The organism is Pseudomonas sp. LBUM1660 (genome assembly GCF_059695935.1).
Genome location: NZ_CP166795.1, coordinates 5,305,380 through 5,328,650 on the forward strand (window position 1 = coordinate 5,305,380; position 23,271 = coordinate 5,328,650).

General features: G+C 59.4%; 23 protein-coding genes and 1 tRNA gene. 17 read left to right on the forward strand and 7 right to left on the reverse strand.

What is annotated here, in order from left to right; translation table 11 throughout:
* The first annotated feature begins 20 nt into the window (after window positions 1-20).
* From phrB to ACA068_RS24615, 8 genes are read left to right on the forward strand one after another with little or no spacing between them, the layout of a single operon-like run.
* Entirely contained in the window at window positions 21-1,466 is a 1,446-nt protein-coding gene (gene phrB / locus ACA068_RS24580; protein WP_497310658.1) for a deoxyribodipyrimidine photo-lyase, read from the forward strand.
* Window positions 1,459-1,881 carry a nuclear transport factor 2 family protein gene (locus tag ACA068_RS24585; protein WP_497305404.1) on the forward strand — a complete coding sequence of 141 codons (423 nt, stop codon included), beginning with the start codon at window positions 1,459-1,461 and terminating at the stop codon, window positions 1,879-1,881. The genes phrB and ACA068_RS24585 overlap by 8 nt, the downstream gene beginning before the upstream one ends.
* Complete coding sequence (locus ACA068_RS24590; RefSeq protein ID WP_497305406.1) at window positions 1,878-2,660, forward strand: SDR family NAD(P)-dependent oxidoreductase; 783 nt, start codon at window positions 1,878-1,880, stop codon at window positions 2,658-2,660. Before ACA068_RS24585 ends, ACA068_RS24590 begins: the two co-directional genes overlap by 4 nt.
* Window positions 2,657-3,904: an NAD(P)/FAD-dependent oxidoreductase gene (locus ACA068_RS24595; protein ID WP_497305408.1), complete on the forward strand. Its 1,248-nt coding sequence runs from the start codon at window positions 2,657-2,659 to the stop codon at window positions 3,902-3,904. The genes ACA068_RS24590 and ACA068_RS24595 overlap by 4 nt, the downstream gene beginning before the upstream one ends.
* The gene (locus ACA068_RS24600) at window positions 3,901-4,716 is read left to right on the forward strand and encodes a DUF1365 domain-containing protein (protein WP_497305410.1); all 816 of its coding nucleotides are present in this window, start codon (window positions 3,901-3,903) and stop codon (window positions 4,714-4,716) included. Before ACA068_RS24595 ends, ACA068_RS24600 begins: the two co-directional genes overlap by 4 nt.
* Window positions 4,703-5,974, forward strand: coding sequence for a class I SAM-dependent methyltransferase (locus ACA068_RS24605; RefSeq protein ID WP_497305412.1), 1,272 nt, complete (start codon window positions 4,703-4,705; stop codon window positions 5,972-5,974). Before ACA068_RS24600 ends, ACA068_RS24605 begins: the two co-directional genes overlap by 14 nt.
* The gene (locus tag ACA068_RS24610) at window positions 5,967-6,470 is read left to right on the forward strand and encodes a DUF2878 domain-containing protein (protein ID WP_497305414.1); all 504 of its coding nucleotides are present in this window, start codon (window positions 5,967-5,969) and stop codon (window positions 6,468-6,470) included. Before ACA068_RS24605 ends, ACA068_RS24610 begins: the two co-directional genes overlap by 8 nt.
* A gap of 53 nt (window positions 6,471-6,523) precedes the next feature.
* Window positions 6,524-6,829 carry a YkgJ family cysteine cluster protein gene (locus tag ACA068_RS24615; protein WP_077749015.1) on the forward strand — a complete coding sequence of 102 codons (306 nt, stop codon included), beginning with the start codon at window positions 6,524-6,526 and terminating at the stop codon, window positions 6,827-6,829.
* 129 nt (window positions 6,830-6,958) lie between these two features.
* On the opposite strand, the gene ACA068_RS24620 is transcribed toward ACA068_RS24615, so the two are convergent.
* From ACA068_RS24620 to hemA, 6 genes are all read right to left on the reverse strand, one after another.
* Window positions 6,959-7,477, reverse strand: a complete 519-nt coding sequence (locus ACA068_RS24620; RefSeq protein WP_497305416.1) for an acyloxyacyl hydrolase — start codon at window positions 7,475-7,477, stop codon at window positions 6,959-6,961.
* 113 nt (window positions 7,478-7,590) lie between these two features.
* Complete coding sequence (gene murI / locus ACA068_RS24625) at window positions 7,591-8,382, reverse strand: glutamate racemase (RefSeq protein ID WP_497305418.1); 792 nt, start codon at window positions 8,380-8,382, stop codon at window positions 7,591-7,593.
* Window positions 8,375-9,130: a molybdopterin-synthase adenylyltransferase MoeB gene (locus ACA068_RS24630; RefSeq protein ID WP_461955693.1), complete on the reverse strand. Its 756-nt coding sequence runs from the start codon at window positions 9,128-9,130 to the stop codon at window positions 8,375-8,377. The genes murI and ACA068_RS24630 overlap by 8 nt, the downstream gene beginning before the upstream one ends.
* Window positions 9,124-9,954, reverse strand: a complete 831-nt coding sequence (prmC, locus tag ACA068_RS24635) for a peptide chain release factor N(5)-glutamine methyltransferase (protein ID WP_497305420.1) — start codon at window positions 9,952-9,954, stop codon at window positions 9,124-9,126. The genes ACA068_RS24630 and prmC overlap by 7 nt, the downstream gene beginning before the upstream one ends.
* Window positions 9,955-11,037 (reverse strand): peptide chain release factor 1, encoded by a 1,083-nt coding sequence (gene prfA, locus ACA068_RS24640; protein WP_219094342.1) that lies wholly within the window; start codon window positions 11,035-11,037, stop codon window positions 9,955-9,957. It abuts the gene before it with no gap.
* Window positions 11,034-12,323 carry a glutamyl-tRNA reductase gene (gene hemA, locus ACA068_RS24645; RefSeq protein WP_497305422.1) on the reverse strand — a complete coding sequence of 430 codons (1,290 nt, stop codon included), beginning with the start codon at window positions 12,321-12,323 and terminating at the stop codon, window positions 11,034-11,036. Before hemA ends, prfA begins: the two co-directional genes overlap by 4 nt.
* A 182-nt stretch (window positions 12,324-12,505) precedes the next feature.
* On the opposite strand from hemA, the gene ACA068_RS24650 reads away from it, so the two are divergent.
* The 8 genes from ACA068_RS24650 to ychF all read left to right on the forward strand — a co-directional run bounded on the left by ACA068_RS24650 (window position 12,506) and on the right by ychF (window position 19,429).
* The gene (locus tag ACA068_RS24650; RefSeq protein ID WP_497305424.1) at window positions 12,506-14,230 is read left to right on the forward strand and encodes a tetratricopeptide repeat protein; all 1,725 of its coding nucleotides are present in this window, start codon (window positions 12,506-12,508) and stop codon (window positions 14,228-14,230) included.
* A 4-nt stretch (window positions 14,231-14,234) separates the two neighbouring features.
* Window positions 14,235-14,852 carry a lipoprotein insertase outer membrane protein LolB gene (gene lolB, locus ACA068_RS24655; protein WP_497305425.1) on the forward strand — a complete coding sequence of 206 codons (618 nt, stop codon included), beginning with the start codon at window positions 14,235-14,237 and terminating at the stop codon, window positions 14,850-14,852.
* 2 nt (window positions 14,853-14,854) lie between these two features.
* The gene (gene ispE, locus ACA068_RS24660) at window positions 14,855-15,706 is read left to right on the forward strand and encodes a 4-(cytidine 5'-diphospho)-2-C-methyl-D-erythritol kinase (RefSeq protein ID WP_497310659.1); all 852 of its coding nucleotides are present in this window, start codon (window positions 14,855-14,857) and stop codon (window positions 15,704-15,706) included.
* A 37-nt stretch (window positions 15,707-15,743) separates the two neighbouring features.
* A tRNA-Gln gene (locus tag ACA068_RS24665) sits at window positions 15,744-15,818 on the forward strand.
* Window positions 15,819-15,864: 46 nt separating this feature from the next.
* Window positions 15,865-16,806 (forward strand): ribose-phosphate pyrophosphokinase, encoded by a 942-nt coding sequence (locus ACA068_RS24670; RefSeq protein WP_003208392.1) that lies wholly within the window; start codon window positions 15,865-15,867, stop codon window positions 16,804-16,806.
* 141 nt (window positions 16,807-16,947) lie between these two features.
* Window positions 16,948-17,550 (forward strand): 50S ribosomal protein L25/general stress protein Ctc, encoded by a 603-nt coding sequence (locus ACA068_RS24675; protein WP_027925948.1) that lies wholly within the window; start codon window positions 16,948-16,950, stop codon window positions 17,548-17,550.
* A 170-nt stretch (window positions 17,551-17,720) separates the two neighbouring features.
* Window positions 17,721-18,305 carry an aminoacyl-tRNA hydrolase gene (gene pth / locus ACA068_RS24680; protein WP_008153430.1) on the forward strand — a complete coding sequence of 195 codons (585 nt, stop codon included), beginning with the start codon at window positions 17,721-17,723 and terminating at the stop codon, window positions 18,303-18,305.
* A gap of 23 nt (window positions 18,306-18,328) precedes the next feature.
* On the forward strand, window positions 18,329-19,429 hold the full coding sequence (gene ychF, locus ACA068_RS24685) for a redox-regulated ATPase YchF (protein ID WP_497305426.1): 1,101 nt from the start codon (window positions 18,329-18,331) through the stop codon (window positions 19,427-19,429).
* A gap of 188 nt (window positions 19,430-19,617) precedes the next feature.
* On the opposite strand, the gene ACA068_RS24690 is transcribed toward ychF, so the two are convergent.
* On the reverse strand, window positions 19,618-20,835 hold the full coding sequence (locus ACA068_RS24690) for an MFS transporter (RefSeq protein ID WP_497305428.1): 1,218 nt from the start codon (window positions 20,833-20,835) through the stop codon (window positions 19,618-19,620).
* Window positions 20,836-21,167: 332 nt separating this feature from the next.
* Here ACA068_RS24690 and ACA068_RS24695 point away from each other — a divergent pair, with 332 nt between their 5' ends.
* Window positions 21,168-23,225 carry a methyl-accepting chemotaxis protein gene (locus ACA068_RS24695; RefSeq protein ID WP_497305430.1) on the forward strand — a complete coding sequence of 686 codons (2,058 nt, stop codon included), beginning with the start codon at window positions 21,168-21,170 and terminating at the stop codon, window positions 23,223-23,225.
* Window positions 23,226-23,271: the final 46 nt, after the last annotated feature.

Sequence of the window (23,271 nt, forward strand, 5' to 3'; positions counted from 1 at the left end):
TGAACAGTGCGGACATCCCCCTGCAATTGATCTGGCTGCGCAGCGATTTGCGCCTCCACGACAATACCGCTCTCTCGGCTGCCGCAGCGCGCGGCCCGACGGTGGCGGTGTACCTGTTGAGCCCGGAGCAATGGCTGGAACACGATGACGCGCCATGCAAAGTGGATTTTTGGCTGCGTAATCTGGATGAACTGAGCCGCGCGCTGGGCGAGCTGAACATTCCGCTTTTGGTTCGCCAAGCCCCTCGCTGGGATGAGGCGCCGAAGGTTCTGCTCGAGCTGTGTCAGCAATTAAACGCGGAGGCGGTGCACGTCAACGAGGAATACGGGATTCATGAAAGCCGTCGCGATACGGCGGTCGCCGAAACGCTGAAAGCCCATGACATCGACTTCTATAGCTACCTCGATCAACTGCTGTTCAAACCGGGCACCGTGCTGACCAAGACCGGTACTTACTTCCAGGTCTTCAGTCAGTTCCGCAAAGTCTGTTACGAACGTCTGCATCGCTCGCTTCCGGGGCGGGTGGCAGCACCGGCCGTACAGGTTCCATTGCACATCAGCAGTGACGACATTCCGTCGAGCGTTAAAGGGTTCGACACCCCCAGCGATCACTTGCGCACGCTCTGGCCTGCCGGTGAAGCCGAAGCCCACCGTCGTCTCGACACCTTCGCCGACGCGCAAATCGACTACTACAAAGACGAACGCGACCTCCCCGCCAAACCCGGCACTAGCCAGCTCTCGGCTTATCTCGCTGCCGGGGTGATTTCCCCACGCCAGTGTTTGCACGCCGCCCTGCACAGTAATCAAGGCGAGTTCGAAAGCGGCAAGGTGGGCGCGGTCACCTGGATCAACGAGTTGCTGTGGCGCGAGTTCTACAAACACATTCTGGTGGGCTACCCACGGGTCTCGCGTCACCGCGCCTTCCGCCCGGAAACAGAAGCCTTGGCCTGGCGCGACGCCCCGCAAGAACTGCTGGCCTGGCAGCAAGCCCGTACCGGCCTGCCGATCATCGACGCCGCGATGCGCCAATTGCTCGAAACCGGCTGGATGCACAACCGCTTGCGCATGGTCGTGGCGATGTTCTTGACCAAGAACCTGCTGATCGACTGGCGCGAAGGCGAACGCTTTTTCATGCGCCACTTGATCGACGGCGACCTGGCGGCGAACAACGGTGGCTGGCAGTGGAGTGCGTCCACAGGCACTGATTCGGCTCCTTATTTCCGTATTTTCAATCCGCTGAGCCAGTCGGAAAAATTCGACGCCGAAGGCGTGTTCATCAAGCACTGGTTGCCGCAACTGGCCGGGCTGAACAAAAAAGACGTGCACAACCCGGCGAACCTCGGCGGTCTGTTCGGCGTGGTGGATTATCCGTCGCCGATCGTCAACCTGAGTACTTCACGCCAGCGAGCCTTGGCCGCGTTCAAGAACCTGCCATCGCGGCACGATGCCGGAGGCGCTCATGAGTGATTTCCTGCGGCAGTTTGCCCGGCAATTCGCGCAGCTGGACAAAGACAGTTTGCAACGCCTCGGCGAGCTGTACACCGAAGACGTGCACTTCACCGATCCGCTGCACGAAGTGCAAGGGCTCGGACAGTTGCGCGGCTATTTCACCGAGCTCTACGCCAACGTCACCGAACTGCGTTTCGATTTTCATGCTTTCGACCAGACCGGCGAAGGCGAAGGGTATCTGCGCTGGGTCATGAGCTACCGCCATCCACGCCTGAGCGGAGGCCAGTTGATTCGAGTCAACGGCTGCTCGCACCTGCGCTGGCGCGACAAGGTTTATCGCCACCGGGATTACTTCGATGCCGGGGCACTGCTTTACGAACATTTACCCGTATTGGGTCGGGCGATTGCCTGGCTGAAAAGGAGAATGGGATGAGTATTACACCTCCACGGCGATACTGGTTGACGGGCGCCAGCAGCGGCATTGGCGCCTCGTTGGCCGAAGAAATCCTGAAAACCGGTGCCCATCTGGCCGTGAGTTCGCGGTCCACAGCGGTGCTGAAAGTCTTGTCCCAGCGTTATCCCGGGCAAGTGCTGGTCGTGCCTGGCGATCTGACCAGCAGTCAGACGGTGCGCGAGATCGGCGAGCAGATCGCCCATGAATGGGGCTCGCTGGACACGGTGATTCTCAACGCCGGCACCTGCGAATACGTCGACGTTCAGCAGTTCGATTCGTCGATCATCGAGCACGTGGTGCGCACCAACCTGCTCGCCAGCGCTTATTGCATCGAGGCCGCTTTGCCCCTGCTTCGCAAGGGTACCGCGCCGCATCTGGTGGGCGTCGCCAGTTCGGTGACCTACCTGCCGCTGCCACGGGCCGAAGCCTATGGCGCGTCGAAGGCCGGGCTGCGTTATCTGTTCGAATCCCTGCGCATTGATCTTGCGCCGGAAGGCATCGAAGTCACGGTGGTCAGCCCGGGGTTTGTCGAGACCCCGCTGACGGCGAAAAACGATTTCCCGATGCCGCTCAGTTGGCCCGTAGCGAAAGCCGCCCGGCACATCTTCGCCAAACTCAAGAACCGTCCCCTGGAGATCGCCTTTCCCGGACTGTTCATGGCTGCTCTCTGGCCTCTGTCGAAAATGCCCAACTGCGTGAAACTGGCGATCGGCAAACGCATGGTGCGCAGCAGCCCACCAATCCGGGACGTGCCGTGAACATTGCCATCATTGGCAGCGGAATCTCGGGGCTCACCAGCGCCTACCTGCTCAATCGCAGGCATGAGATCACCCTGTTCGAAGCCAGCGACTGGATCGGCGGTCACACCCACACTGTGGACGTGACCGCCGATGGCCAGCACTACGCCGTGGACACCGGTTTCATAGTGTTCAACGACTGGACCTACCCGAATTTCATTCGCCTGCTCGGCCAGCTCGACGTGGGCTCCAAACCGACTGAAATGAGTTTCTCAGTGGCGGATCCGGATTCGGGCCTGGAGTACAACGGCAATAACCTCAACAGCTTGTTCGCCCAACGGCGGAATCTGTTGTCACCCGGCTTCTGGGGCATGTTGCGCGACATCCAGCGCTTCAACAAAGAGGCGCAGCGTGACCTGGCCGAGGGTCGGATCGATGCCGACACCACGCTGGACGACTATCTGAAAACCCGCCGCTATGGCGAGCGCTTCATCCTGCATTACATCGTGCCGATGGGCGCGGCGATCTGGTCGATGTCCATGGCTGACATGCTGGGTTTTCCGCTGCAATCCTTCGTCAGGTTTTTCAAGAATCACGGCCTTCTATCCATCAGCAATCGCCCGCAATGGCGAGTGATCGAAGGGGGCTCGAGCGCTTACATCAAACCACTGACGGCGACGTTCAAAGAGAACATCCGTCTCAACTGCCCGGTGACCCGAGTCGAGCGCGATGAGCAAGGTGTCATTATCCACAGCGCCGCCGGCAGCGAACGATTCGATAAAGTGGTGTTTGCCTGCCACAGCGATCAGGCCCTGAAACTGTTGGCCACGCCCAGCGATGCCGAACGATCGATCCTCAGCGCCCTGCCCTACGCCGACAACGAAGTGGTGCTGCACACCGACACACGCCTGCTGCCCAACCGAAAACTCGCGTGGGCCAGCTGGAATTACCGTCTCGGTGGCCCGGGCCATACACGGGCCGCCGTCACCTACGACATGAACATCCTGCAAGGCATCCAGAGCGACACCACGTTCTGCGTCAGCCTCAACCAGAGCGCTGGCATCGACCCGAGCAAAGTGCTCGCCAGATTCACTTACGCCCATCCGCAATTCAGCTTGGCTGCGGTTGCAGCGCAAAGCCGTTGGGAGGAACTGGACGGCGCGCAACACACTTATTACTGCGGCGCCTATTGGGCCAACGGTTTCCATGAAGACGGCGTGGTCAGTGCGTTGCGCGTTGCTCGCTCGTTTGGTGAAGTGTTGTGAACAGCGCCCTCTACAGCGGATGGATCGCCCATCGGCGGTTCGCCCCAAAGCCTCATGCCTTCCGTTACCGGATCGGTCTGTTGTACCTGGACCTCGACGAACAGGATGCCGTGCTCGGCTTGTCGCCGCTCTCGGGCAACAGTCGCTTCGCACCGTTCTCGTTTCGCGAGAGCGATTACCTCAAAACCTATACCGGCAGCGGCATGCGCCTGATTGATGCGGTGCGCGAACTCGTCGGCCAGGCCATCGGCCATGCGCCCCAAGGTTCGGTCTGCCTGCTGACCCAGCCGCGCAGTTGGGGCTTGTCGTTCAACCCGGTGAGTTTTTTCTACTGCCATGAGGCAGACGGGCAACTGGCAGCGATTCTTTGCGAAGTCACCAACACCCCGTGGCGCGAGCGTTATCACTATGTCTTACCGGCCAAGGCCCCGGTGAACCTGGGCGATTTCCATCAACATTTTGCCGTGGCGAAGGCGTTTCACGTCTCGCCGTTTTTGCCGCCGGACCTGGAATACCGCATGAGCTTCAGCCCCGCCGCGAAAAAGCTCGGCGTGCACATGGCGGACTGGCAGGGCGAACTGAAACTGTTCGACGCCACGCTCAACCTGAAACACGAAGCTCTGGATCGCGCCAGCCTGCACCGTTACTTGTGGCGTTTTCCATGGATGACGGCGAAAACCTGCCTGGCGATCTATTGGCAGGCCCTGCGCCTGCTGCTTAAACGCGCACCGATATTTGCTCATCAGGCTGCCGATGGCAGCGTTCAAACCGCCATCGTTCCTCCCAAGGATCACCGTCATGAAATCCTCTAGCGTCTCGGCCAAAGTCAATCTGCTCAGCACCAACGGCCTGACCGGATCGTTGCTGCGCCGTGGTGTATTGCGGCAACTCACGCAGCTCAAACATGGACAATTGGTGGTCATCGAAAACGGCGAACGGCATGTCTTCGGTACCGCAGGCAGCGCATTGATCGGGGAGATCCATATCCTCGACGCGGCGGCGTGGGGACTGGTGGCGGGTAACGGCTCGATCGGCGCTGGCGAAGCGTTTATCCACGGCTATTGGAGTTCGCCGGACCTGACCGCGGTGGTTCGCGTGTTCGTCAGTAACCTTGAGGTGCTGGATGCGCTGGAAGGTGGCCTGGCGAAACTCGGCCGCCCCTTCGTTCAAGCCCTGCATTGGCTCAATCGCAACACGCGCAAGGGTTCGCAGAAAAACATCGCTGCCCACTACGACCTGGGCAACGACCTGTTCGAACAGTTTCTCGACCCCACGATGATGTATTCCGCCGCGCAATTCCTGACGGACGAAGACAGCCTGGAACAGGCACAGTTGAACAAGCTGGAACGGATCTGCCAGAAACTCGCGCTCAAACCCAGTGATCACTTGCTGGAAATCGGCACCGGCTGGGGCAGCATGGCGCTTTACGCGGCGCAGCATTACGGCTGCAAAGTCACTACCACCACGCTGTCAAAAGAACAGTACGCCTTCACGGCACAACGCATTGAAGCCCTCGGCCTGCAAGACCAGGTCACGCTGCTGCTCAAGGATTACCGCGACCTCACCGGGCAGTACGACAAACTGGTGTCGATCGAGATGATCGAAGCGGTCGGCCATCGCTTCATGCCGGTCTATTTCAAGCAATGCGCGCAGTTGCTCAAAAGCAACGGCTTGATGCTGTTGCAGGCGATCACCATCCGCGAACAGCGCTACGAACAGGCCAAGGGCAGCGTCGATTTCATTCAGCGTTACATTTTTCCTGGCGGCGCCCTGCCCTGTGTGCAGAAGATGCTGGAAGTCATCAGCCGCGACACCGACATGAATCTGTTGCACATGGAGGATTTTGGCCTGCACTACGCCCGAACCCTGCGCCTGTGGCATGAGAATTTTCGCCGAGCCCAGGGGCGCCTGAGCGAGTTGGGCTACGACGATTATTTCCTGCGGTTGTGGGAGTTTTATCTGTGCTACTGCGAAGGGGGATTTCTGGAGCGCACCATCGGCACCGCGCAAATGCTGCTGGCCAAACCGTCGGCGATGCCCGCGCCGCTGCTGGGTCGCTTCGATGCGTGAGCGCTTGGCCAATGCCGCGCTGTTTCAGCTCGGCTGGTTTGCCTGCGTGGTGGGCGGCAACAGTGTGTGGTTGCTGGTGGCGCTGGCGGCACTGGTGATTCATCTGCTGTGGATAAGTCGCTGGGCGGATGAAGGCCGACTGATTCTCAGCGTTGTGCTGCTGGGCACCACCGTCGACAGTTCGTTGCGCTGGCTGGGGGTGTTCGACTTTGCCGACGTCGCGCCCTTGATCCCGCTGTGGCTGATGCTGTTGTGGGCATTACTGGCAACCACTTTGCGCCACTGCCTGCAATGGACCGCGAACCCTTGGTGGCTCGGCAGCCTGCTGGGCGCCGTGGGTGGGCCGGTGTCGTATTACGCCGGTGGACAACTGGCCGGCGTGCAGTTTCCTTACGGTCAGGTGCCCACGCTGCTGGGCATCGGCGTGCTCTGGGCCGTTTTGCTTCCCACCCTGCATTTCATGTCTCAACGGTTGGCGGCGGACACCCGCGGCTAAGCGTCCGTCAGGCCTTTAACACAGCCAAGGCGCACTGCCTTACACTGCCCGCCATGAAAACCATTCCCCACACGCAAATCACCGAACCGGCCGTCACGTGCTCGACCTGCGCAGCTTGCTGCTGCCAGCTCGAAGTTATGCTGATCACCGACACGGGCGTGCCTGAACGTTTTATCGATACCGATGATTGGGGCGGGGAAGTCATGCTGCGTCTGGATGACGGCTGGTGCGCTGCGCTGGATCGCAACAGCATGATGTGCACCATCTACGAAAAACGCCCGCTGATCTGCCGGGAGTTCGAGATGGGCGCACCGGAATGCATCGATGAGCGCCAGGGGATTACCACGGCGTATCGCTGAATTTGAAGTCGACGCAGATCCAATGTGGGAGCGAGCCTGCTCGCGATTGCGCCCTGCCATTCAGCAACAGTATTGACTGACAGGCATCCATCGCGAGCAGGCTCGCTCCAACATCTAAAGTAGCGAGTCTTAGAGCGGCATCGTGTAGTGCAGCGCGTAACTTTCTACACCGTTGTTCGGGCTACTGATCCCGGCATTGGAATAGTGCGTCGCACGAATGCCGACTTCATGTCCGCCGGTAAAGCGCAGGCCAAAACCGAACCGGTCTTCAAACTGAAAGGCACTGCCGAGTTGATTGTTTTCGACTTCGGTATTGGCGAACACCGCGACGCCAACGCCCAACTCCATGTAGGGCTTGACGGTCTGGCCGGCGAACTCGTAAACCAGCACCGGCGAGAACGACAGGCTGTGATTGCTGGAGGCCTCGTCGCCATCCCAGTAGGTGTAGGCGCTGCTCCAGTACCCGGTCAAACGACCGATATCACTCTGCAGCCAGCTCTTGTCCCAATCGAATTGCATGCCCAGTCGATAGGTCATGGTTGAATCGCTGGTCTGGCCGACTGCGAACTCCACGCCTGCTGCCTGTGCAGTAAAACTGTGCCCCATCAGTGCGGCCGCAATCGCGGCCAAGCAGAATAGTCGCTTCATTAGAAACATCCTTTTCCGAACGATTTCGTAAGATTTTTTTGTTGCTTACCGCTATAGAATTCGACGCTTAATCAGAAGTTCACCCCAATTACTCGTTTGCCCCAGGATTTAACTTACCCTTTGAAGCTTCGCACACCACCAGCGGTATTCCACAGGATCGGCAAGATATTTCTGAAATGTTCCGGATCGGCACTCGTCCAGAACTGCGCAGCACGTGCGGGGCCCCCAGCGAGCAATTCACGCTCGGCCAACAGGCGCTGAAGTTGCCGCGCTACAGCGGCGCCAGTGTCGATCAAGCTGATGTCATCGGGGATCATCTGCTTAAGCAATGGCTTTAGGAAGGGATAATGCGTGCAGCCGAGAATTATTGTGTCGCACCCGGCACCGAGCAGCGGCCCGACGTACCCGGCCAGCAACTGACGCAATGCCTCGCTGTGCAGATCGCCGTTTTCAATCAGCTCCACCAGGCCGGGGCACGGCTGAGTGATGACGCGTACATCAGTGGCGAAACGGTCAAGCAACGCCGCGAACTTGGCGCTCTGCAGCGTGCCGGTGGTGGCGAGTACGCCGACCACACCGCTGCGGGTGGCGGCAGCGGCGGGTTTGACGGCGGGCTCCATGCCGACGATGGGCCACTCAGGGTAATCGCGCCGCAAGTCCGCAACACCGGCGACGGTCGCCGTGTTGCAGGCCAGCACCAAGGCCTTCGCGCCCTGCTGCTGAAAAAATTCGGCCATCACGCTGCAACGTTGCTGGATGAACTCAGGGGTTTTCTCGCCGTAGGGAATATTCCCGCAATCGGCGACGTACAGCAGAGACTCGTTGGGCAGCAGACGCTGGATCTCGGCCAGCACCGAGAGCCCACCGACGCCGGAGTCGAACACGCCGATCGGCGCTTCACGCATGTTTCGAACCACAGACGCTGCAGCCCGGATCACGCTTGACCCGCAATTCACGGAAGCGCGAACCCAGGGCATCGATCAATAACAGACGCCCCACCAACGGCTCACCGAAACCCACCAGCAGTTTCAGGGCCTCCAGCGCCTGGAGGCTGCCCACCAGCCCAACCAGTGGACCGACAACGCCGGCCTCACTGCAGGTTAATTCGGCTTCGCTGCCATGACCGTACAAACAGTGGTAGCACGGGCTTTCCGGGCGGCGCGGGTCGAACACCGACAATTGCCCTTCGAGGCGAATCGCCGCGCCGCTGACCAGCGGTTTACCGGCGGCGACGCACGCCGCGTTGACCGCTTCACGGGTCGAGAAATTATCGGAACAGTCCAGTACCAGATCCACCGCCGCCACGGCGGCGGCCAGGGAGTCTTCGTCCAGCGCGGTGCGATGGGCGATCAGTTGGATCTCGGGATTGATTGCGCTGAGACGGCGAATCGCCGAATCGACCTTGCTCAAGCCGACGCTGTCAGTGTCGTGAACGATCTGGCGTTGCAGGTTGGTCAGGTCGACGGTGTCGAAGTCCGCCAGGTGCAGCTCGCCGACACCGGCCGCAGCCAGATAAAGCGCAACCGGTGAGCCGAGACCGCCGAGGCCGACGATCAATACGCGGCTTTCTTTCAGCCGCAACTGGCCGTCGATGTCGACATGCTGCAACAGAATCTGCCGGCTATAGCGCAACAACTCCTGATCATTCAGCACGGCAGGCGCCCCAGGCTGATACGTTCATGACCGCCCAGATCGGTGCGGCTGTGGACTTCTCCAAAGCCGCGACTCAGCAGCAAGTCGCGCACGGCTTCAGCTTGGTCGTAACCGTGTTCGAGCATCAGCCAACCACCCGCCTCCAGATAATCCGGCGCCTGGGCGACGATCAGACGCAGATCGTCAAGCCCGTCGACGCCGGCCACCAAGGCACTGGCCGGTTCGAAACGCACATCGCCTTCCACCAGATGCGGGTCGGCGGAGGCGATGTAAGGTGGGTTGCTGATGATCAGCTGAAAACGCTGACCTTCCAGCGCACTGAACCAATGGCTGCTCAGCACGGTGGCGTTATTCAGGTGAAGTCGCTGGCGATTGCGCTCGGCCAGGGCCACGGCTTCGAGCACGCGATCCACGGCGGTAACCTTCCAGGCCGGACGCTCGCTGGCCAAAGCCAGGGCAATGGCGCCGCTGCCGGTGCCGAGGTCGAGTACCGAGGCTGGTGTGGCCGGCAGCAGTTCCAGCGCAGCCTCCACCAGCAGTTCGGTGTCCGGGCGTGGGATCAGCGTGTGCGGCGCAACTTCCAGATCAAGCTTCCAGAAACCTTGCTGACCGAGGATGTAAGCCACTGGCTCACCGCCGCGACGGCGTTGCAGGAACTCGGCAAATTTCAGCGCGGCTTCGCTCGGCACAATGCGTTCCGGCCAGGTGTGCAGAAAACTGCGGGACTTGCCCAACGCAGCGGCCAGCAATAGTTCGGCATCCAGGCGCGCGGTGGGCGAATCCGGCAGGTCGGCTGCGCGCAACAAACTGGCAATGATCGTCATTTACTCACCTATCGCTGCCAATTGATCGGCCTGGAACTCGGCCAGTAACGGTTCGATCACCGCCTCGACGCCGCCCGCGAGGATTTCATCGAGGGAATACAGCGTCAGGTTGACCCGGTGGTCGGTCACTCGGCCCTGGGCAAAGTTGTAGGTGCGGATGCGCTCGGAGCGATCACCCGAACCGACCAACAACTTACGCTCGCTGGCGATGGCGTTCGCGGCGGCGCTGGTCTGCTGATCGTTGAGTTTGGCCGACAGCCATGACATCGCCCGTGCACGGTTCTTGTGCTGGGAACGTTCTTCCTGGCATTCGACGACGATACCGGACGGCAAGTGCGTGATGCGGATCGCCGAGTCAGTCTTGTTGACGTGCTGGCCGCCGGCACCGGAGGAACGATAGGTATCGACACGCAGGTCCGCCGGGTTGATTTCGATCGTTTCCTGCTCATCCGGTTCGGGCAACACCGCCACGGTGCAGGCCGAGGTGTGGATGCGCCCCTGGGATTCGGTGGCCGGAACCCGTTGCACCCGGTGTGCACCGGATTCGAATTTCAGTTTGCCGTAGACGTTTTCGCCTTCAACCCGGGCGATGACTTCTTTATAGCCGCCGTGCTCACCGATGTTCTCCGAAAGGATCTCCACCCGCCAGCCACGCCGCTCGGCGTAACGCGAATACATGCGGAACAGGTCGCCGGAGAAAATCGCCGCTTCGTCACCGCCGGTGCCGGCACGGATTTCGAGGAACACGTTGCGCCCGTCATTCGGGTCCTTGGGCAGCAGCATGCGTTGCAGGCTGGCTTCGATGTCGATCAGTTGCTCTTTGGCTTCGCGAACTTCTTCCACGGCCATTTCACGCATGTCCGGGTCGCTGTCCTTGAGCAGTGCCTGGGCGCCTTCGAGGTCGCCTTGCACTTTGAGCAGCTGTTTATAGGTGGCGACAATCGGTTCGACTTCCGCGTATTCCTTGGAATAGGTGCGGAATTTGTTCTGATCGGAAATGACTTCGCCATCGCCAAGCAAGGCGGTCAATTCCTCGAAACGGTCCTGGAGGATGTCCAGCTTATTGAGCAGTGACGCTTTCATTGCGGTTTCTTATCCGAAAAGCTATCCGATGAGCCCTCATTCAGGGCAAAGAGTTCCTGGGCCATGGCCAGCGCATCAAGGCGGCCTTCGGCAGAAAGCTTTTTCAACTGCACACTCGGGGCGTGCAAGAGTTTGTTGGTCAGGCCGCGCGCCAATTGCACCAGCACTTCTTCGGCGCTGCTGCCGTTGGCCAGCATGCGCTGGGCTTTCTGCAATTCTTCGTCGCGCATGCGCTCGCTTTGTTGACGATAGGCCTTGAGCACATCCACCGCCGCCAGCTCGCGCAGACGGACCATGAAATCTTCGGCACCGATCGAGACCATCTCTTCCGCCGCCTGGGCTGCGCCCTGCCGGCTCTTGAGGTTCTCGGCGACCACTTCGTGGAGATCGTCGACGCTGTAGAGGTAAACGTCGTCTAACTCACCGACTTCCGGCTCGATATCCCGAGGGACGGCGATGTCTACCATGAAGATCGGTTTGTGCTTGCGCAGCTTCAGGGCACTTTCCACCGCGCCTTTACCGAGGATCGGCAACTGGCTGGCGGTGGAGCTGATGACGATGTCGCTGCGCACCAGTTCTGCCGGGATGTCCGAGAGCAAAACGGCATGGGCGCCAAACTGTTCAGCGAGGATGCTCGCCCGTTCCAGGGTACGGTTGGCGACCACGATGCGCTTCACACCCAGTTCGTGCAGATGACGGGCGACCAGGGTGATGGTCTCGCCGGCGCCGATCAACAAGGCCTGGCTGCGTTGCAAGTCGCTGAAAATCTGTTTCGCCAGGCTGACCGCGGCAAACGCCACGGACACCGGGTTCTCGCCGATGGCCGTATCGGTGCGCACTTGCTTGGCGGCGTTGAACGTCGCTTGAAACAAACGCCCAAGCAGCGGCCCGATGGTGCCGGCCTCGCGCGCCACGGCGTAGGCCGATTTCATCTGACCGAGAATCTGCGGTTCACCCAACACCAGCGAATCGAGCCCGGAGGCGACCCGCATCATGTGACGAACTGCCGCATCATCTTCGTGCACATAAGCGCTCGCGCGCAGCTCGTCGAGGCTCAAATGATGGTAATCGGCCAGCCAGCGCAAGATGATGTCTGCCGAAAGGTGATCCTGTTCTATATAGAGTTCACTGCGATTGCAGGTGGAGAGGATCGCAGCTTCGCGGCTGTCGGTGAGTCGGCAGAGCTGCTGCAAGGCCTCCACCAGCTGCTCAGGGGTAAAGGCCACGCGCTCGCGGACGTCTACTGAAGCAGTCTTGTGGTTGATACCGAGTGCAAGGAAGGCCATTCATGGTCGCTGATGGTGACGTGAAGCCGGCAATTGTCCTACTTCGACAGAGCCAGAACAACTACCGCTGACTATTGTCCCAATGACCTGCCTCTATAAAGGCGTCAATCGAGACTCGGTTATGTTTGGCCGAAGGCTTGTGTCATGATGATCCGACCGCAGGTTAGTCGTCCTCTTCCTATATGAATAGATCCTCCGCGTTGCTCCTCGCTTTTGTCTTCCTCAGCGGCTGCCAGGCCTTGGCACCCGTTTCGTCGGACGGTACGCCGCCGGTCGAAGACAGCACTCCGGCCCCTGAAAAGCCCAAGGTTTACAGCTCATTCAGTGAAGAAACCGTCTTCAGTCTGTTGAGCGCCGAACTGGCTGGCCAGCGCAATCGTTTCGACATTGCCCTGGACAACTACGTCACCCAGGCCATCAACACCCAGGATCCGGGCATCTCCGAGCGGGCCTTCCGCATTGCTGAGTACCTGGGCGCCGATCAGGCTGCCCTGGATACCGCTTTGATCTGGGCGAAAAACGCCCCGGACGACCTCGAGGCACAACGCGCGGCTGCGGTGCAACTGGCGCGCGCCGGGCGTTATGACGACTCCATGGTCTATATGGAGAAAGTCCTGCTCGGCAAGGGCGACACGCATTTCGACTTCCTCGCCCTGTCCGCGGCCGATACCGACCAGGACACGCGCAACGGACTGATGAAAAGCTTTGACCGTTTGTTGCTGCGCCACCCGAATAACAGCCAGTTGATTTTCGGCAAAGCTTTGCTGCTGCAACAGGACGGTGACGCCAAAGGCGCACTGGCCTTGCTCGAGGACAATCCACCGGACGACGGCGAAATAGCCCCGATCCTGCTGCGCGCGCGCCTGTTGCAGGTGCTCAACCGTGGCGACGAAGCCTTGCCGCTGTTGCAAAAAAGCATCAAGAAATACCCGGACGACAAGCGCCTGCGCCTGACCTATGCGCGCATGCTGGTAGAACAGGACCGCATGGACGACGCCAAGGTCGAGTTCTCAAGCCTGGTCCAGCAATACCCGGAAGACGACGAACTGCGTTATTCCCTGGCGCTGGTGTGCCTGGAAGCCAAGGCCTGGGAAGAAGCCAAGGGTTATCTGGAAGACTTGATCGCGCGTGAAAGTCACGTCGACTCCGCACACCTGAACCTCGGTCGCATCGCCGAAGAGCGCAACGACCCGCAAGGCGCGCTGATCGAGTACGCCCAGGTCGGCCCAGGCAACGACTACCTGCCCGCGCAACTGCGTCAGACCGACATTCTGATCAACAACGGCAAGACCGCCGAAGCCCAAAGCCGTCTGGCTAAGGAACGCGACGAGCAACCCGATTACGCGATTCAGTTGTACCTGATCGAAGCCGAGACCTTGTCTGCCAACAATCAGCCCGACAAGGCCTGGAAGGTGCTGGAAACCGCGCTGCAAAAATACCCGGACGATCTGAACCTGCTTTACACCCGCGCCATGCAGGCGGAAAAACGCAATGACCTGGCGCAGATGGAAAAAGACCTGCGCCTGATCATCAAGCGCGACCCGGACAATGCGATGGCGTTGAACGCCCTCGGCTACACCCTGTCGGATCGCACGACGCGTTACGCCGAAGCCAAGGCCCTGATCGAACAAGCGCACCAGATCAACCCGGAAGACCCGGCGGTACTCGACAGCCTCGGCTGGGTGCACTTCCGCCTGGGCAACCTCGATGAAGCCGAACGCTATCTGCGCCAGGCCCTGGATCGTTTTCCCGATCAGGAAGTGGCCGCTCACCTGGGCGAAGTCCTGTGGGCCAATGGCAAGCAACGGGAAGCTAAACAAGTCTGGAGCAAGTTCCTCAAGGAACAACCCGACAGCCCCATCCTGCGCAGCACCATCAAGCGCCTGACCGGATCAGAGACTCTTTAAGATTATGTTTTTGCGCCACCTTATTGTTTTCAGCTTCATCGCCCTGCTCGCCGGTTGCGCGGGCTTCGGCGCCCGCGAATCGGTCCAGGGCCAAGGCAACACGACCCAATGGCGCGAGTACAAACAACAGCTGACCGGCCTTGATGGCTGGCAGATCAACGGCAAGATCGGTATCCGCGCGCCAAAAGATTCGGGCAGCGGCACGCTGTACTGGCTGCAGCGACAGGACTACTACGACATCCGCCTTTCCGGCCCACTGGGTCGCGGCGCAGCTCGCTTGACCGGTCGCCCTGGCAAAGTCTCGCTGGAAGTGGCCAATCAGGGCCGTTATGACGCCACGACACCCGAAGCGCTGGTTGAAGAACAGCTCGGCTGGAAGCTGCCGGTGTCCAATCTGGCGTGGTGGGTTCGCGGGCTTCCGGCCCCGGACAGCAAAAGTCGCCTGACCCTGGATGCCGACAGTCGGCTGGCCAATCTCGAGCAGGACGGTTGGAAAGTGGAATACCTCAGTTATGCCGAGCAAAACGGCTATTGGCTGCCCGAGCGGATCAAACTGCACGGCACCGACCTTGATGTCACGCTGGTGATCAAGGAATGGCAACCACGCAAACTGGGGCAGTGAACATGACCGCTGCGCGCTTGACGCTGCCCTCCCCGGCCAAACTCAATCTGATGCTGCACATCCTCGGTCGTCGTGAAGACGGTTATCACGAGTTGCAGACGATTTTTCAGTTTCTCGATTACGGCGATGAAATCACCTTCGCCGTGCGTGACGACGGTGTGATTCGATTGCACACCGAATTCGATGGCGTTCCTCACGACAGTAATCTGATTGTTCGAGCGGCAAAAAAACTTCAGGAGCAATCCGGTTGTTCGCTCGGTATCGACATCTGGATCGAAAAAATTCTGCCCATGGGCGGCGGAATCGGTGGCGGCAGTTCAAATGCCGCAACGACTTTGCTCGGTCTGAATCATCTCTGGAAACTGGATTGGGATGAGGATCGCCTTGCCGCGCTGGGCCTGACACTGGGCGCCGACGTCCCGGTTTTCGTGCGCGGGCACGCAGCTTTCGCCGAAGGCGTGGGGGAGAAACTCACCCCTGTAGACCCCGAAGAACCGTGGTATCTCGTGCTTGTGCCGCAAGTCTCTGTAAGTACAGCAGAAATTTTTTCAGATCCGTTGTTGACACGTAACTCTTCTCCCATTAAAGTGCGCCCCGTTCCCAAGGGAAACAGTCGAAATGACTGCTTACCGGTGGTAGCAAGGCGTTATCCAGATGTACGTAACGCTTTGAATTTGTTAGGTAAATTTACCGAAGCAAAACTCACCGGAACTGGAAGTTGTGTGTTTGGGGGCTTCCCAAGCAAAGCTGAAGCTGATAAAGTCTCGGCCCTTCTTACAGAGACCCTTACAGGGTTTGTAGCAAAGGGAAGCAACGTTTCGATGTTGCATCGCAAGCTGCAAAGTCTGCTCTAAAAGGAACCGGGTACTGGGTACTCGTTGCAACAGATACAGGGGCGTCGCCAAGCGGTAAGGCAGCAGGTTTTGATCCTGCCATGCGTTGGTTCGAATCCAGCCGCCCCTGCCATTTTCCTATACTCATCCAGGTTACCCTCAGCCTTCAGGTACTGCGCGTGTCCAAGATGATGGTCTTTACGGGGAACGCTAACCCCGATCTGGCTCGGCGTGTTGTACGTCAGCTGCATATCCCTCTCGGTGACATCTCTGTCGGCAAGTTTTCCGACGGCGAAATTACTGCAGAGATCAATGAAAACGTCCGCGGTAAAGATGTCTTCATTATTCAGCCGACTTGCGCTCCGACCAACGATAACCTGATGGAACTGGTAGTGATGGCTGATGCCTTCCGCCGCTCCTCGGCTACTCGTATCACTGCTGTTATTCCTTACTTTGGTTATGCCCGTCAGGATCGCCGTCCGCGTTCCGCACGTGTGGCTATCAGCGCGAAAGTCGTTGCTGACATGCTTACCGTAGTCGGCATCGACCGTGTTCTCACGGTTGATCTGCATGCTGACCAGATCCAGGGTTTCTTCGATATTCCGGTAGATAACATCTACGGCTCCCCAGTATTGGTGGATGACATTGAAGATCAGCGCTTCGAAAACCTGATGATCGTGTCCCCGGACATTGGCGGCGTCGTGCGTGCACGTGCTGTTGCCAAATCCCTGGGCGTTGATCTCGGGATCATCGACAAACGCCGTGAGAAAGCCAATCACTCTGAAGTGATGCATATCATCGGTGATGTCGAAGGGCGTACCTGTATTCTGGTCGATGACATGGTCGATACCGCCGGCACTCTGTGCCACGCGGCCAAGGCCCTGAAAGAGCATGGCGCTGCCAAGGTTTTCGCCTACTGCACACACCCTGTGCTGTCCGGTCGGGCGATCGAAAACATTGAAAATTCCATGCTGGACGAACTGGTGGTGACTAACACCATCCCGTTGTCCGCTGCTGCTCAAGCCTGCTCGCGTATCCGTCAACTGGATATCGCGCCGGTCGTTGCCGAGGCGGTCCGCCGCATCAGCAATGAAGAATCGATCAGCGCGATGTTCCGTTAAGGGCCCTGCCCTTCTCGACTGTCTCGTTGACGAAAAGCGCCCCGCCCCGGCATTCCTGTCGGGGCGGGGCTTTTTTGCCCATATCGCCTTTAGCGCTGGTCGCAACCGCTGGGGCGAATGTGGTTATTTTGGAGATACAACATGAACGATTTTACTCTGAATGCTGAAGTGCGTTCCGACCTGGGGAAAGGTGCGAGCCGCCGCCTGCGTCGTCTCGCAAGCCTGGTTCCAGCTGTAGTTTACGGTGGCGAAAAAGCCCCTGAATCCATCAGCATGCTGGCTAAAGAAGTTGCCAAACTGCTCGAAAACGAAGCGGCTTACAGCCACATCATCGAGCTGAACGTTGGCGGCACCAAGCAAAACGTAATCATCAAGGCTCTGCAGCGTCACCCGGCCAAAGGCCATGTACTGCACGCTGACTTCGTGCGCGTTGTAGCTGGCCAGAAACTGACCGCTATCGTGCCTGTACACTTTGTTGGTGAAGAAGCCCCGATCAAGAAAGGCGGCGAAGTTTCGCACGTTGTTTCGGAAATCGAAGTGACCTGCCTGCCAAAAGACCTGCCTGAATTCATCGAAGTCGACCTGGCTAACGCCGAAGTCGGTTCGATCATTCACCTGTCCGACCTCAAAGCCCCTAAAGGCGTTGAGTTTGTTGCTCTGGCACACGGCGATGACAAGGCTGTTGCCAACGTCCACGCTCCACGTGTTGCTCCAGAAGCTACTGAAGAAGGCGCAGCAGAGTAATTCACTCTGTCATGCCGGAGTGATCAAGTAACATCGCGGACTGGAACGTAGCGAGAAAGCGGGCGAGAACGCGGAGTTTACATAATGGTAAATGAGCAATTTTCGTCCACTTTCGCCGCACACACTGATTGCGGCGATGTTATCCACCACTCCAAGGAAGGGCCCCTATCGTGACTGCCATCAAACTGATCGTTGGCCTGGGAAATCCAGGCGCTGAATACGAACAGACCCGGCATAACGCAGGGGCCCTTTTTGTTGAGCGCATCGCGAACGCGCAAGGCGTAAACCTTGTGGCCGATCGCAAATATTTCGGCCTGACCGGGCGCTATTCGCATCAGGGTCAGGATGTTCGTCTGCTGATTCCCACCACGTACATGAACCGCAGCGGCCAGGCCGTCGCGGCACTCGCCGGTTTCTTCCGCATCACGCCTGAAGAAATCCTCGTGGCGCATGACGAACTCGACCTGCCACCGGGCGTTGCCAAACTCAAACAGGGCGGCGGCCACGGCGGTCACAACGGGTTGCGCGACATCATCGCGCAACTGGGCAATCAGAATACCTTTCATCGCTTGCGGCTTGGCATTGGCCACCCGGGCGTAGCCAGTATGGTTTCAAATTTCGTCCTGGGTCGTGCGCCACGCGCCGAACAGGAAAAACTCGATGCCAGCATCGACTTTGCCCTCGGCGTGCTGCCGGATATCCTCGCCGGGGAATGGAACCGCGCGATGAAAAACCTGCACAGCCAGAAGGCCTGACTCTAACTCCTCGGGGAAACACCATGGGATTCAATTGCGGCATCGTCGGTCTGCCTAACGTCGGTAAGTCCACCCTGTTCAACGCCCTGACAAAATCCGGGATCGCGGCCGAGAACTTCCCCTTCTGCACCATCGAGCCGAACACCGGGATCGTGCCGATGCCGGATCCGCGCCTGGAAGCCCTGGCAGCCATCGTCAATCCAAAACGCATCCTGCCGACCACCATGGAATTCGTCGACATCGCTGGCCTGGTGGCCGGCGCCTCGAAAGGTGAAGGCCTGGGCAACAAGTTCCTCGCCAACATCCGTGAAACCGATGCTATCGCTCACGTGGTCCGCTGCTTCGAAGACGAAAACGTGATTCACGTTTCCAACAGCGTCGACCCGAAACGCGACATCGAAATCATCGACCTGGAACTGATCTTCGCCGACCTCGACAGCTGCGAGAAGCAACTGCAGAAAGTCGCTCGCAACGCCAAGGGTGGTGACAAGGAGGCCGTGGTCCAGAAAGGCCTGCTGGAGCAATTGATCGCTCACTTCACCCTCGGCAAGCCTGCGCGCACCCTGATGAAGAACATGGGCGCCGACGATAAAGCAGTGATTCGTGGCTTCCACCTTCTGACCACCAAGCCGGTCATGTACATCGCCAACGTCGCTGAAGACGGTTTCGAGAACAACCCGCTGCTGGACATCGTCAAAGCCATCGCCGAAGAAGAAGGCGCCATGGTGGTTCCGGTCTGCAACAAGATCGAAGCCGAAATCGCCGAGCTGGAAGACGGTGAAGAAAAAGACATGTTCCTCGAAGCCCTGGGCCTCGAAGAACCTGGCCTGAATCGCGTAATCCGCGCTGGCTACGAAATGCTGCACCTGCAGACCTACTTCACCGCAGGTGTCGAAGAAGTCCGTGCATGGACCGTCCGCGTGGGTGCTACCGCGCCACAAGCCGCTGGCGTGATCCACACCGACTTCGAAAAAGGCTTCATCCGCGCCGAAGTCATCGCCTACGACGACTTCATCCAGTACAAGGGCGAAGCCGGCACCAAGGAAGCCGGTAAATGGCGTCTGGAAGGCAAGGACTACATCGTTAAAGACGGCGACGTGATGCACTTCCGTTTCAACGTCTAAGTTTTCAAGACGAAGCAGCTGCACAAGAAAAAGCCGCGTTTGATACGCGGCTTTTTTGTGCCTGAAATCCGGGCGATACCTAATCCTGTAGGAGCGAGGCTTGCCCGCGAAGGCCGTTACGCGGTTTGCCAGGAACACCGCGTCATCGTTCTTCGCGGGCAAGCCACGCTCCTATAGGTGGAGCGGTGCTACGCCTTCTTGGTTCTTGGCAGCAAGATCGCCAACACCCCAAACAACGGCAGGAACGAGCACAGGAAGTACACGTATTCGATGCCGTGAACATCCGCCAGATGCCCGAGCAACGCCGCACCAATCCCGCCAAAACCGAACATCAATCCGAAAAACACCCCGGCAATCATCCCGACATTGCCCGGCACCAGTTCCTGTGCGTAAACCACGATGGCCGAAAAGGCTGACGCGAGGATGAAGCCGATCACCACGCTCAGAATGCTGGTCCAGAACAGGTCGACGTGAGGCAGGATCAGCGTGAACGGCGCCACGCCAAGGATCGAAAACCAGATCACCGCCTTACGCCCGATCTTGTCGCCAATCGGCCCACCGAAGAAGGTCCCCGCCGCCACGGCGCCCAGGAACAGGAACAGATGCAGCTGCGAACTGGCCACCGACAGGTCGAACTTCTCGATCAGGTAGAAGGTGAAGTAGCTGGTGAAACTGGCCATGTAGAAATACTTGGAGAACACCAGCAGCCCGAGCACCACCAGCGCGCTGATCACCCGGCGTTTCGACAAGCCGTGTGTCGCCGCCTGACCTTGTTTGAGCTTGAACAGGTTCAAGTGGTTGGCGTACCAGCGGCTGATCCGATAGAGCACGAACAGCGCAAACACGGCGAACAATCCAAACCACGCCACATAACCCTGGCCGAAGGGAATGATGATCGCCGCCGCCAGCAATGGACCGAAGGCCGAGCCGGCATTACCGCCGACCTGAAAGGTCGATTGCGCCAGGCCGAAGCGTCCGCCCGAAGCCAGTCGCGCCACGCGAGAAGCTTCCGGGTGAAAAGTCGACGAGCCGATGCCGATCAAACCCGCCGCCAGCAGAATCAGCGGGAAAGTGCCGACCACCGACATCATCAAAATACCGATCAGCGTGCAGACGGTTCCCGCCGGTAGCAGCCAGGGCTTGGGATGGCGATCGGTGTGGTAACCGACCCATGGCTGCAACAGTGAAGCCGTCAGCTGGAACGTCAAAGTGATCAACCCAACCTGGGTAAATGTCAGGCCATAGTTGGCCTTCAACATCGGATAAATCGACGGCAGAACCGACTGGATCAGGTCATTGATCAAATGCGCCAGCGCCACCGCGCCGATGATGCGCATGACCAGAGGGCTGCTTTGTGAAGTCGCGGGTGCCGACGTCGCGCCGGTCTGAGCGTTACTGATAGCCATGAGAATTTCCGTACAGCGGATGGGTGCACACGGGCAGGTGCATCAATGTGCCATTTTTCAGTGCAGCAGCGCCATCCCCTTAGCCTGCTAACGACCTCGACATTCATCGCCGAGAAGGTGATAGCGCAACGCCATGGTCTGAATCTTGCCTTGTTAATCCGCTTCAACGCGGCCCCTTACAAAGGGGACCGAGAATGGGAAGTTTCGCCACAGAGTCGGCCTACAGAGCTGACAAGGGTGAACTTTCGAGGCCTTTTAAAAGGGCACAAGTCGCGGTCGCAACGACCCCGACGCACGCCAATGGTGCGTGGTGTCCAGAGGAGTCATGGGGCATGCAGGCTTTTTTATCACCGGGGATCGGGTTGCTGGGCCGTTTTGGCTTCGCACGCAAATTTCAGTTGTTGTTTCTGCTGTTTATCCTGCCGCTGGCAGGCAGCCTGTTGATGATCGGTCAGGACTATCGCGCCAAACTTAATTTGATCTCCGGCGAACGTGCCGGTGTTCGTCAACTGCTCGCCTTGGATGCACTCGATAACCTGCTCGCGGCCCAACGTGACCGCGCTGCCCGCTGGCGCGCGACGGAAACCAATCGCCAGCCAACCCCTGCGACCCTTGCCGCGATGGCCGCGTTCGATGCGGTTCAACCCGCCGTCGCCCAAGCCACCTCGGACCTCGGTAATGCGCTGAAAACTGAAGGCGCCGAGGGCGAAACCCTGACCCGTTATCAGGCCCTTCAAACCGCCCTCAACGGCCTCGACTCGAAAAGCCTGAGCAGCGTCGGTTGGTGGCCAGATGGCTACGATCGTTTCACCAATGCCTTGAGTGCGCTGCAAGCCTTGCGTGAGCAGATCGCCATGGACAATCGCCTGACGCTCGCGCCGTGGCTGGAAACCTACCTGCTGACGCAAATCTCGACACAGCATGCGCCGGACCTGATTGAGCGGGTCGGCCGCCTGGCCAGTGTCGGCCAAGCGTCGGTGGTGTCCGGGCAGTTCACCCTGCAAAGCCGTCTGCAATTGCGCGATTTACGCAGTCGTATCGGCGATGCCCGGGAACAGCTGGCGAAAACCGCCAGCCTCCTGGAAGCGCGCCTGCCCAGCGCGTTGCAAAGCTGGGCCGGGCAATACCACGATAGCCTCAAGCATCTCGACGCTGAACTGAAAGTCCTCGATGACGGCGTCTTCGGCGGCAGCATCAAGCTCAAGCCGGAAGAATTCGAGCGCAGCCTCGACAGCCTGCTCACCGACCTCGCCTCGCTACGCCAGCAGTCATTGGTTTCGCTGGATCAACGTCTGGATTACTACCACGGATCGGCGATTCGCCAGTTCATTCTGGTGGCGACGATCTTTGGCTGCCTGCTGCTGGCCGCGCTGTACCTGTTCATCTGCTTGCAGGCCTCGATCCGTCGCAGCGCCAGCGGCATCACCCTGTTGGCCGAAGCCTTGCGCGACGGCAACCTCAGCCTGCAAGTGCCAGTGCAGGGGCGCGACGAACTGGCGGCCATCAGCACCGCCCTGAATGTCGCCGTGGTGCAGCTGCGCAACAGTTTGCTGGGGGTCGATCACGAAACCTTGCAGGTGAGCAACGCGGTGCGCACCCTCAACCATCACTCCAGCGGCGCCTTGGGCGAAGTTGAAGCGCAGCAATTGCAGATCAGCCAGATCGCCGCTGCGGCCACGCAGTTGGCCGCGACCTCTCAAGGTGTCGCCCAGAGTTGCGAACAGGCGTCCGGCAGTGCTCAACACACCCAACGCATTGCGGCCGACAGCAGTCGTGACAGTCAGCGCACCACAGCGAGCATTCAGCAGCTCAACCAGCGCTTGAACGACACGGCGGCGGCACTCGGCCGGGTCAGCGAACAAGGACAACAGATTCAATTGGTGGTCGACACCATTCGCGGCGTGGCCGAGCAGACCAACCTGTTGGCGCTCAACGCGGCGATCGAGGCAGCTCGCGCTGGCGAACAAGGTCGCGGCTTTGCGGTGGTGGCGGATGAAGTGCGCAGCCTCTCGCAACGCACCCAATCCTCCACCGCGCAGATCGCCGGCACTGTCGACAGCCTGCGCAGCACGGTCAATGAGGCGGTCAGCCTGATGGAAGCGGCCTGTAGCCAGGCGCAAAGTGATGCCCAGTCGGTCACCGGCCTGGGCGAACGCCTTGGGGAAATCGCCCACGCGGTACAAGGCGTCACCGACACCCTGGCGCAGATCGCCACGGCGGTTGAGGAACAGGCCTGCACCGCCGATGAAGTCAGCGGCAACATCCAGCAGGTCGATCAGGCAGCCGTAAGGTTGCTCGAAGGCGCGCGGGCGGTGAACCTGGCGGCGGACACCTTGAGCCAGGGCAGCAAGGCCTTGAGTGCCAATACCGGGAGATTTCAGCTCAGTTGACGCCCTCCCCCGGCCCGAATATTCGGCTCAGGTGGATAAGCGGTTG